At 72.6% G+C, this 9,915-nt stretch carries 9 protein-coding genes; 4 read left to right on the top strand and 5 right to left on the bottom strand.

The window, feature by feature from the left end:
• Positions 1–378: 378 nt before the first annotated feature.
• Genes EDF31_RS11050 through EDF31_RS11040 form a run of 3 tightly spaced genes read right to left on the bottom strand, consistent with a single transcriptional unit; the run spans position 379 to position 3,423 of the window.
• On the bottom strand, positions 379–1,404 hold the full coding sequence (locus EDF31_RS11050; RefSeq protein WP_131846161.1) for a transporter substrate-binding domain-containing protein: 1,026 nt from the start codon (positions 1,402–1,404) through the stop codon (positions 379–381).
• Positions 1,405–1,456: 52 nt separating this feature from the next.
• Positions 1,457–2,230: an amino acid ABC transporter ATP-binding protein gene (locus EDF31_RS11045; RefSeq protein ID WP_131846160.1), complete on the bottom strand. Its 774-nt coding sequence runs from the start codon at positions 2,228–2,230 to the stop codon at positions 1,457–1,459.
• Entirely contained in the window at positions 2,230–3,423 is a 1,194-nt protein-coding gene (locus tag EDF31_RS11040; RefSeq protein ID WP_243649983.1) for an amino acid ABC transporter permease, read from the bottom strand. The genes EDF31_RS11045 and EDF31_RS11040 overlap by 1 nt, the downstream gene beginning before the upstream one ends.
• Positions 3,424–3,554: 131 nt before the next feature.
• On the opposite strand from EDF31_RS11040, the gene EDF31_RS11035 reads away from it, so the two are divergent.
• From EDF31_RS11035 to EDF31_RS11020, 4 genes are all read left to right on the top strand, one after another.
• Complete coding sequence (locus tag EDF31_RS11035) at positions 3,555–3,806, top strand: DUF4287 domain-containing protein (RefSeq protein WP_123938199.1); 252 nt, start codon at positions 3,555–3,557, stop codon at positions 3,804–3,806.
• Positions 3,807–3,855: 49 nt separating this feature from the next.
• Positions 3,856–4,830 (top strand): hypothetical protein, encoded by a 975-nt coding sequence (locus EDF31_RS11030; RefSeq protein ID WP_131846159.1) that lies wholly within the window; start codon positions 3,856–3,858, stop codon positions 4,828–4,830.
• Positions 4,831–4,906: 76 nt separating this feature from the next.
• Complete coding sequence (locus tag EDF31_RS11025) at positions 4,907–6,361, top strand: alpha/beta hydrolase (RefSeq protein WP_131846158.1); 1,455 nt, start codon at positions 4,907–4,909, stop codon at positions 6,359–6,361.
• Positions 6,358–7,908, top strand: a complete 1,551-nt coding sequence (locus EDF31_RS11020) for a GMC family oxidoreductase (RefSeq protein WP_131846157.1) — start codon at positions 6,358–6,360, stop codon at positions 7,906–7,908. The genes EDF31_RS11025 and EDF31_RS11020 overlap by 4 nt, the downstream gene beginning before the upstream one ends.
• An 81-nt stretch (positions 7,909–7,989) precedes the next feature.
• On the opposite strand, the gene EDF31_RS11015 is transcribed toward EDF31_RS11020, so the two are convergent.
• Both EDF31_RS11015 and EDF31_RS11010 read right to left on the bottom strand, forming a co-directional pair.
• Positions 7,990–8,556, bottom strand: coding sequence for a GIY-YIG nuclease family protein (locus EDF31_RS11015; protein ID WP_131846156.1), 567 nt, complete (start codon positions 8,554–8,556; stop codon positions 7,990–7,992).
• Between the two features lie 495 nt (positions 8,557–9,051).
• A complete protein-coding gene (locus EDF31_RS11010) occupies positions 9,052–9,897 on the bottom strand; it encodes a siderophore-interacting protein (protein ID WP_131846155.1) in 846 nt (281 codons plus the stop codon).
• Positions 9,898–9,915: the final 18 nt, after the last annotated feature.

Genomic DNA, 9,915 nt, shown 5'->3' with positions numbered 1-9,915 from the left:
TGCGCGCGTGCAACCGGTGGCGCGTGCAACGAGCGACACCGTGGTCGTCGTGCGACGTCGACGATGTCGTTCGGGGTCGGTGCGCGTGCGGCCGGTGCGTGTGCATGTTCCGACGATCCACCCGTTGATCGCCAGGTGGATCGTCGTCCTATGCACAAGCATCGAGTGCGTGTGCATGTTCCGACGATGCACGCGTCGATCACCTCGTGGAATGTCGGACGATGCGCGCGCAACGAGCGACATCGTGGTCGTCGTGCGACGTCGACGATGTCGTTCCGCATCGGCGCCGACCACCCGCGCGCGCACAGAACGACTCCCTCGACGTCGTGCGACATCGAGGGAGTCGTTCCGAGTCGTTCGGACCCGCCCGAACCCGGCTCAGCTCGCGTCGAGCGGCAGCCCCTCGGGGTTGACCTCGGAGTGCTCCACGGCCTCGTTCGACAGGTTGTACGACTTGAGCCACTTCGCGTACGTGCCGTCGTCGATCAGCTCGTCGATGGCGTCCGCGATGGGCTCGGCGAGCCCGCTGTCCTTCTTCGTCGTCGCCGCGATGAGCCCCTGCAGGTCCCCGCCCGCGCCGGAGAACGTGCCCGCGGTCTTCGTGGGGTTCGCGCCGTCCGCGCTCAACGTGTTCTGGTAGGCGACCGTCGGGTTCGGCCCGAAGTAGGCGTCGATCTTGCCGGAGTCGAGCGCCAGCTTCACGGCGTTCCCGTCCGGGTAGTACTTGATCGTGATCGTCTTGCCCTGCTTCGCGAGGTCGGCCTTCCAGCCGAGCAGGATGAGCTCCTGGTTGGTGCCGGAACTGACGGCGACGGTCTTGCCGGCGAGCACGGACGGGTCGCCGTCGAACGTCAACGAGGAGTCCTCCGGCACCTGCAGCGCGAGGTTGTCCTGGCGGTACGAGGCGAAGTCGTACTTCTCCTTGCGCTGCTCGGTCACCGTGATGTTCGAGAACCCGGCGTCGTACTTGCCGCCGTCGATCCCGACGAACAGGTTGTCCCACGTGGCGTTCTGCACCTGGGCCTCGAGGCCGAGCTTCGCGGCGACGAGACGACCGAGGTCCGGCTCGGAGCCGGTCCGCGTCTTCTGGTCGTCGCCGGTGAACGCGAGCGGCGGGAACCCGGCCGGCAGCGCACCGATGCCGACGACGAGCTTGCCGGACTTCTTGATCGACGCGGGGAGTTCGTCGTGCAGCTTCTCGTCCGCGTCGACGGTGACCTTCGTCTCGGTGGCGGCACCGTTCGACGCGGCGCCGATCGTGACCGTGCCGTCCGACGCGCCGGAGCCCGAGCCGGAGCCGGCCGTCGCCGACGTGGCGCACCCGGCGAGGGCGACGACGACTCCGGTGGCGAGGACGAGGGCGCCGGCGCGGTTCCGCCAGCGTGCGGGGGTGGTGGGGGACATGGTTCTCCTGGGATCGGGTGGAAGGGGAAGAAGGAACGTCGAGGGGACGGCGTCAGCGGACGCGGGACAGGAAGTCCCGCGTGCGAGCGTGCTGCGGATCGTCGAGCACCTGGGCGGGGGAGCCCTGCTCGACGACGCGGCCGTGGTCGAGGAACACGACGTGGTCGGCGACCTCGCGGGCGAAGGCGATCTCGTGCGTGACGATGACGAGCGTGGTGCCCGTGTCCGCCAACCCCCGGATGACCCCGAGCACCTCGCCGACGAGCTCCGGGTCGAGTGCCGAGGTCGGCTCGTCGAGCAGCACGACCGACGGTTCGAGTGCCAGTGCCCGCGCGATGGCCACGCGCTGCTGCTGCCCGCCGGAGAGTTGCCGCGGCCGGGTGTCGCCACGGTCACCGAGTCCGACGCGCTCGAGCAGGGCCGCCGCACGGTCGCGCGCCACGGCACGGGGGACCCCGGCGGCGATGGGCCCCTCGGCCACGTTCTCGAGCGCGGTCAGGTGCGGGAACAGGTTGAAGTGCTGGAACACGAACCCGATCCGCGACCGCTGCCGCAGGATCAGGCGCTCGGGCAGCTCCTTGTAGCGGGGGACCCCGTCGCGCCCGGTCCGGAGCCGGACGCCGATCGTCTCGCCGCCGACCGTGACGACGCCGCGGTCGAGCGGTTCGAGGTGGTTGATCGCGCGCAGCAGCGTGGACTTGCCGGACCCGGACGGGCCGAGCACCACGGTGACGCTCCCGGACGGCAACGACAGGTCGACGCCGTCGACGACGACCGTGTCGCCGAACGCCTTGACGGCTCCGTGGATGCTGATCGCTGCGCTCATCAGATGGTCCTGTCGTCGATGGTGGAAGTGGGGCCGGACGCGACCACGCGCGCGGCGGAGGTGGCCTGCCGGGGGCGATCCGGGCCTCCAGGCCGTCCCGACCCACGTCCGGAACCGCGACGCACGGCGGCCCGCACCCGCCGGAACGGCGTGGGCGGCAACGCCCGCACCGAGCCGCGGGCGGTCCACCGCTCGACGTAGTACTGCACGACCGACACCGCGCTGGTGAGCGCGAGGTACCAGAGCGTCGCGACCACGAGCAGCGGGATGATGTCGGTCGGGTAGGTGCTCGACAGGTTCTGCACCACCCCGAACAGGTCGAGCAGCGACACGTAGAACAGCAGCGACGACGCCTTGAGCAGCCCGACGACCTGGTTCACGAACGCCGGCACGATCGACCGCAGTGCCTGCGGCAGGATCACCCGCACGAACTGGCGACGCCGGGGGAGTCCGAGGGCCTGCGCGGCCTCGTGCTGGCCGTGGTCGACGGCGAGCACGCCGGCGCGGACGATCTCGGAGGCGTAGGCGATCTCACTCAGGCTCAGGCCGATCACGCCGATGGCCAGGTCGCCGAGGACGTTGGCCGTGGTGACCTCGACCTGCGGCCCGAACGGGATCCCGATGCCGATCGTCGGGTACAGCGACCCGAGGTTGTACAGGAAGACGAGCACGAGGATGAGCGGCACGGAGCGGAACAGCCAGACGTAGCCCCACGCCAGCCCGGACAGCACCGGGTTGCGCGAGAGCCGGGCGATCGCGACGACGATGCCGCCGGTGAAGCTGATGACCGCACTGAGCGCCGTCGCGAGGAGCGTGAGCTGCAGGCCGGTCAGGATCGCCGGGCTGAACAGCCACTTCCCGACGGCCGGCCAGCCCCACGACTCGTTCGTGAACAGTGTCTCGACGAAGTTCAGGAGCACCACGAGCACGACGGCCGCGGCGATCCAGCGCAGCGGGTGCCGCAGCGGGAGGACGGGTCGGTCGAGCGCGGCGCGTCCGGCGGCGTCGACGGACGTGTCGGTCGCGTCGGCCGGGTCGGTCGCGTCGCTCGCGTCGGTCGCGACGGTCGGCCGGGAGGCCCGTGGTGCGCCCGGCGTCCCGGCCGCGTGGTCGACGCCGGTCGCGTCGACCCCGTCGGTGCCGGCGACGGCGCTGGTCGCGTCGCGGGGCAGTCCCGTTCTGGTGTCGGTCATGTCGCGACCGTAGAAGGGTCGCGGTGCCTGGACAACGCACCGTGAAACACACCGCTACGGGGCGGAACGCTGCGTCACAGTCGCCGCGCGCGTGACGTTCCGTGACGCCGGGTGCGCAGTACTGTTCTGCCATGACAGCGCACCGCGTGACCGCTCCAGCGCCCCCGGCGGACGGCAGCACGGCGAAGGGGCCGGCGTCGTACTTCCCGAGCATCGAGAAGACGTACGGCCGCCCGGTCCAGGAGTGGCTCGACCTGGTCGCCGAGCAGCTCGACGACCACCCGCACATGCAGGTCGTCGCCTGGCTGAAGACCGAGCACGGGCTCGGCCACGGCCACGCGAACGCGCTCGTCGCGTACGCGAAGCAGGCCCTCGCGGGCTGAGTGCACCCCGGTTTCCCGCAGTGTCGGTGGCGGTGCCTAGCGTGTGGACGTGGCCGAACCCGTCGACGCGTGGTGGCGCCGCCGACAGTGGTCGCGCGGCGAGGCGGTGCCGTACGCCGTCGGACAGTTCCGCGCCGACTGGGCGCCGTACCCGGTGCTCATCCGGCAGTACCACCCGGACTGGAACCACGGCGTCGTCCTGACCCAGGTCCCGCCGGCGGCCGAGGTCCTGCTGACGTGGGAGTGCGACGTCGGCCACGTCTTCGTCGCCACGCCGTCCGAACAGCGGTCCCGACCGGGTCGTGAACGCCGACGCTCGGTGTGGTGCCCGGAGTGCGCGGTGCAGGCGCAGCCCCAGCGCTGGCCGGTCCTGCCGTCCGACTGGCCGTCGCAGGTACCGGTCCCGCAGCGTGTCGTCCGGGCCACCGGTCGCCAGACCCTGCCGGCCGCGCCCTCCCGCGGCACCCCGGCGGGTGCCGTCGCCTCGAGCCGCACCCGCACCCGCGCACGTCGACCGGCACCGGGCACGCCGCGACGTCCGAGTCGGCCGGTGCCCCGCACGATCTGCCCGAAGACCCCGCGGCTGCCCTCGGGCGAGTCCTTCACGAGCGTCTGCGCCCCGGCGACGGCCTCCGCGGTCGAGGCCGAGCTGCGCGCGGCGCTGTCCGACCGGTTCGCGTTCACCTACGACCACTCCGCGATCCGCCTCGACCGGCCGTTCTTCGACCACGTCGAGGTCTGGCCGGACATCATCCTGCCCGAGCTGCGCGTCGCGATCGAGTACGACTCGACCGGTCGCCACGGCCTCGAGCACGTCGGCCCGCGGCAGGACACCGACCGCAGGAAGGACCGCGCCGTCCGCGCCGTCGGCTGGGAGGTCGTTCGCATCCGCACCGGACGCCTGCCGGCGCTCGGGCCGTACGACCTGCAGGTGTCCGGCATCTCCGGCCGGACCGTCGACCGGCTCGCCGACACCCTGCGGGAGATCCGCGGCGACCTCTTCGTGGACGCGTACGCACGGTGAGCGATCGGGGGACAAGACCGGCCGACGGGGTACACCCCGCCTGGGTCCTCCGCGGAGCGACCGGTAGGCAAGAGGAGTGACCCCTGCGTTCTGCCTCCACGCGTTGGGGGCGAGCTCCGAGGAGTTCGCCCTGCTCCGCCGCGCCCTGATCCGCGACGACCTCGAACTCATCGGGATCGACCTGCCCGGCTTCGGCCGCAGCCCGGCGTCGTCCGGCACGACCGTCGAGGAGATGGCCGTGCTCGTCGAGCGCGCGATCGGTGCCAGTGGCGCGAGCGAGTGGGTACTGGTCGGTCACTCCATGGGGGGCAAGGTCGCCACAGTCGTCGCGGACCGGACGATGTCCGGCGCGAACGGCCTGTTCGGGTTGCGCGCCGTGGTGCTGCTCGCGGCCTCGCCGCTGGCGCCCGAACCGATGGACGACGACCGCCGCGCCGCGATGCTGTCCTGGGCGGCGGACGGCCCGATCAGCGCGGCGCACGCCGCCGAGTTCGTCGACGCGAACACCGCGTCCACCCTGGCGCCCGAGCGACACACGACGGCCGTGCAGGACGTCGAGCGCGCCGATCCCGGTGCGTGGACGGCGTGGCTCACGCGCGGCAGCCGCGAGGACTGGTCCGACGCGGCCACGAACCCCGTGCCGGCACTCGTGCTCGCCGGTGCCGAGGACGGCGATCTGGACGCCGAGGCACAGCGGCGCCTGACGCTGCCGCACTGGCCCGACTCGGAGCTCCACGTCGTCGAGGGTGCCGCACACCTGCTGCCGTGGGAGCAGCCCGAGGCGGTGGCGGACCGCATCCGCGACTTCTGGGCCCGTCGGTTCACCGGGGCTCCCGTCGTGCCCGTCGAGCAGGCACGGGTGATCGCCTCGCCGCGGGTCAGCGCCCGGATGCGCTCCCTGTTGGCGGCCCGCGCGCTGCCCGACGACCCGACCGCCGAACCGCGAGCGCTCACTGCTCGGCAACTCGACACCCTCCGTGCGATCGCGCGCATCGTCGTGCCGCAGCCCGGCGACGGTCAGGTGGACCTCGCCCTGCGCGTCGACGACCAGCTCGCCGCGGGGCTCGGTGACGGATGGCGCGTCGACGGCATGCCCACTGACCTCGAGGCGTACCGGGCAGCGCTCGACGTGCTCGCCGGGCCGGCGGCGGACGGCGCGCTGGACAGAGCCCTGCAGGACGTGGCCGCCGGTCGGTACGGCGCCGACGGTGTGCTCGACGCCGTGATGGATGCAGCACAGCTGCGCGCTTGGTACGAGGACGCCAGCGTCGACCTCGTGAAGCACTGGCTCGCGCACCCCGCGACGATGGCGGCCATCGACTTCGACGGCTTCGCGAACGGGGGCGACGGCGTCCGCAAGCAGGGCTTCCAGTTGCTCGCCGCCGACCAGCGCGAGGCCTGGGAGCCAGCGGCACCCGACCGCCGCGAGCGCACCCGCGACGACACGCACGACGGCATCCACGACGACACGCACGACGGCACCCACGACGACACGCACGACGGCACCACGACGACGGAAGCAGCACGATGAGACTCGACGGACAGCGCACCTACGGCACGGACGACGTCGTCGACGTGGTGGTCGTCGGCACCGGAGCCGGCGGAGCGCCCCTGCTGGCCTCCCTGGCCCGACGTGGCCTGCGGGTCGTCGCCCTCGAGGCCGGTCGCAACACCGAGCCGGGAGACCACGTGCCCGACGAGGTCGCCGCGCCCGGTGACATCAACTGGATGGACGAGCGGCTGAGCGGCGGCGGCGCACCGACGGCGTTCGGTCCGAACAACAGCGGCACCGGGGTCGGTGGTTCGACGCTGCACTGGGGCGCGTTCACCCCGCGTCCGAGCACGCACGACCTGTCGCTGCGCTCCGCGTCCGGTGTCGGCGAGGACTGGCCGATCAGCCACGCCGAGCTCACCGGGTGGATCGAGCAGGTCGAACACGACGTCGGGGTCGCCGGACCCGAGCACTACCCGTGGGACCCGTCGCGCCGCTACCGGATGCGTCCGCCGGCGCGCAACGCCTCGTCGGACATGATGATGCGCGGGGCGGCGGCCGCCGGCATCACCGCGACCGATGCCCCCGTCGGGCTGACCACCGAGGACCGCCACCAGGAGCACCACGGCCTGCGGCACGCCTGCGTCTCCTGCGGCTCGTGCCACCAGGGCTGCCGCAACGGCGCGAAGGTCTCGATGGACACCACCTACCTGCCCGCCGCGGTGGCGTTCGGCGCCGAGATCCGGCCGGACTCGTTCGTGCACGGCATCGAGCTCGATGCTTCCGGCGAGGTCAGCGCCGTGTTGTACACCCACGACGGCCGCGAACACCGGCAGCGCTGCCGGGCCCTCGTGCTCGCCGCCGGCGGCATCGAGACCCCGCGCCTGCTGCTGCACACCGGGCTCGCGAACAGCAACGGCCAGGTCGGCCGGAACTTCACCGCGCACGGCGCCACCCAGGTCTGGGCACGGTTCGACGAGTCGATGCGCTCCTACCGCGGCTACCCGTCGTCGATCATCACCGAGGACTTCGTCCGCCCCGCCGACGCGGACTTCGCCGGCGGGTACCTGATCCAGAGCCTCGGCGTGCAGCCGCAGACCTTCGCCAACACGCTCATCCGGGGCGGCGGCCTGCGCGGCGCGGAGCTCGTGCGGGCGCTGCAGGACTACCCGCACTCCGCGGGCGTCGGCATCAACGCCGAGTGCCTGCCCTACGACGACAACCGGCTGGTCCTCGCGGACGAGGTCGACGAGCACGGCGTGCCACGCGCCCGGGTCTCGTTCACCCCGGGCGCGAACGAGGACGCGATCCGCCGCCACGCGGTCCGCACCATGACGACCATCGTCGAGGCCGCCGGCGGCAAGGACGTCCGGGTCCTCGAGCGCACCGCACACACCATCGGCACGGCCCGCATGGGCGCGGACCGCGAGACCTCGGTCGTCGACCCGGACGGCCGCTCGTGGGACGTCCCGAATCTGTGGATCGCCGACAACTCGGTGTTCCCGAGCGCCGTCATCGCGAACCCGGCGCTGACGATCATGGCGCTGTCCCTGCGCACCGCCGACCGGATGCTCCGCGCGGCCTGACCGGCCTGGGCGGGCCGCCGACGTGCGCGGCCTGACCGGCCTGGGCGGGCCGCCAGCGCGGACACGCTCCGGCCCGCTCGGTCAGCCGCGCAGGGCGAGTGCCGCGCTCGTCCACCGGGCGTGCAGGTCCCACGGGTCGTCCGCCCCGGCGGCGACGGCGTCGACGTGCGCGAGCAGCTCCGGTGTCGCCCGGAACCACTCGGTGCCGGGATACCGGGTGGCCGCGAACTGCGCGTGCCGCCGACGTTCGAGTGACCGGTCGCCCTGCTCGAACGCCAGGAGGTCCTGGTGCGGGATCGCGGCCAGCCGCTGCCTCGGGTTCATCGTCGTGCCGATCTTCACCCGGTCGCCGAAGTCGTCGCGCATCCGCAGGTAGTACACGACGTCGACCCGCGGGGGAGCGAGGTCGCCGTCGGGCACGACGCCCCACCGCCACTCGCACCGTGCGCAGACGAAGCCCGTCGGGAACCGCACCCCGACACGGGATCCGCACACCGGGCACGGGCCCGGCAGGGCGTCCTCGACGCCGACGTGCTCGGCCGCGAACTCGGTCACCAGCGTGACGTGCGTCGCGCACAGGGGCACGCCCGCGAGCGCGTCCGCAGCGGGGCCCGCGCAACCCGGCACGCAGCACGACGAGGTGACCATGCCCGGAACGCTAGCCGGACCCACCGACGTGCCCCGGGCCTCCCGGCAGCCCTGCGCACCCGCGCACCCGTGCCGGACCGGCGCGTACCTGCCGGGAACGGGCGTACCTGGTCGGTTGGGACGACCAGGTACGCCCGTTCCCGCTTCCCACCGCACCCGCTCTGGGAAGAACCGGGCGTACCTGCCGAAACCGGGCGTACCTACCGAAACCGGGCACACCCGTGCCGGACCGGTGCGCACCTGCCGGGAACGGGCGTACCTGGTCGGTTGGAACGACCAGGTACGCCCGTTTCCGCTTCCCACCGCAGCCGCTCTGGGAAGGACCGGGCGTACCTGCCGGAACCGGGCGTACCTGCCGGGACCGGGGCGCGCCCGAGCCGGACCGGTGCATACCTGCCGAAACCGGGCGTACCTGGTCGGTTGGAACGACCAGGTACGCCCGTTCCCGCTTCCCATCGCAACCGCTCTGGGAAGAACCGGGCAGGCCGAGACCCGTCAGTCGGTGAAGATCACGCCGACCGGCTCGCGCTTCTCCTCTTGGAACTGGTCCTCACCGCGGCCGAGCGCCCAGTAGGCCGACAGCGACATCTCGCGCTTCTCCAGCCCCCAGTCGTCCTGCAGCAGCCGACGGATCGCCTTCATCGCGGTCCGCTCGCCGTGTGCGAACACCTGGACCGGCCGGGAGGCACGGGGCAGCGCCCGGGCCGCGTCCAGCAGGAGCGTGCCCGGCTGGGCGCCGGTGGCGTCGCGGTGCAGCCACCGCAGGTCGACCCCGGCCGGGTGCGCGATCTCCTGCTCGTCGGCAGGGCCGGCGACCTCGACCAGGGCGACGCCCGTGGCCGTGTCGGACATCGACTCCAGCGCGGCGCCGATGGCCGGCAGGGCACTGTCGTCGCCGAGCAGGACGTGGGTGACGTCCGGGTCGTCGGCGGGCGCGTAGCCACCGCCGGGACCGGACAGCGCGAGCTTGTCGCCGGGATGCGCCGCTGCGGCCCAGGGCCCGGCGAGCCCGTCGTCGCCGTGCACGACGAAGTCGACGGCGATCGTCTTCGCGGTGTGGTCGACGGCCCGCACCGTGTACGTCCGGCGGGCCGGTCGGTCCTGCTTCGGCAGCGTCTCGCGCAGTTCCTCGAGGTCGTACGGGGGCTCGAGGCCGAGCGACGGCTTGGCGAGCAGGAGCTTGACGTACTTGTCGGTGGCGGCCAGCTTGTCCGGGTCGGCTGTGCCCACGAAGTCGTCGAAGGCCGGGCCACCGAGGTGGACGCGCACCATGTGGGGCGACAGTCGCTCGGTGCGGTCGACGACGAAGACGTGCTGGGGGCGTTTGGGCTTGGAGCTCATCGGTACGAGCGTCCTCTC

Origin of the sequence: Curtobacterium sp. PhB142 (assembly GCF_004341255.1) — a bacterium.
Classification (GTDB): Bacteria; Actinomycetota; Actinomycetes; order Actinomycetales; family Microbacteriaceae; genus Curtobacterium.
This window is presented reverse-complemented; position numbering and strand designations above follow the sequence as displayed.

Bases quoted from the DNA above. Each gene is read 5' to 3' on its own strand.
- EDF31_RS11050 (WP_131846161.1), bottom strand. From the start codon at position 1,404: ATGTCCCCCACCACCCCCGCACGCTGGCGGAACCGCGCCGGCGCCCTC.
- EDF31_RS11040 (WP_243649983.1), bottom strand. From the start codon at position 3,423: ATGACCGACACCAGAACGGGACTGCCCCGCGACGCGACCAGCGCCGTC.
- EDF31_RS11015 (WP_131846156.1), bottom strand. From the start codon at position 8,556: ATGGTCACCTCGTCGTGCTGCGTGCCGGGTTGCGCGGGCCCCGCTGCG.
- EDF31_RS11010 (WP_131846155.1), bottom strand. From the start codon at position 9,897: ATGAGCTCCAAGCCCAAACGCCCCCAGCACGTCTTCGTCGTCGACCGC.
- EDF31_RS11020 (WP_131846157.1), top strand. From the start codon at position 6,358: ATGAGACTCGACGGACAGCGCACCTACGGCACGGACGACGTCGTCGAC.
- EDF31_RS11045 (WP_131846160.1), bottom strand. From the start codon at position 2,230: ATGAGCGCAGCGATCAGCATCCACGGAGCCGTCAAGGCGTTCGGCGAC.
- EDF31_RS11035 (WP_123938199.1), top strand. From the start codon at position 3,555: ATGACAGCGCACCGCGTGACCGCTCCAGCGCCCCCGGCGGACGGCAGC.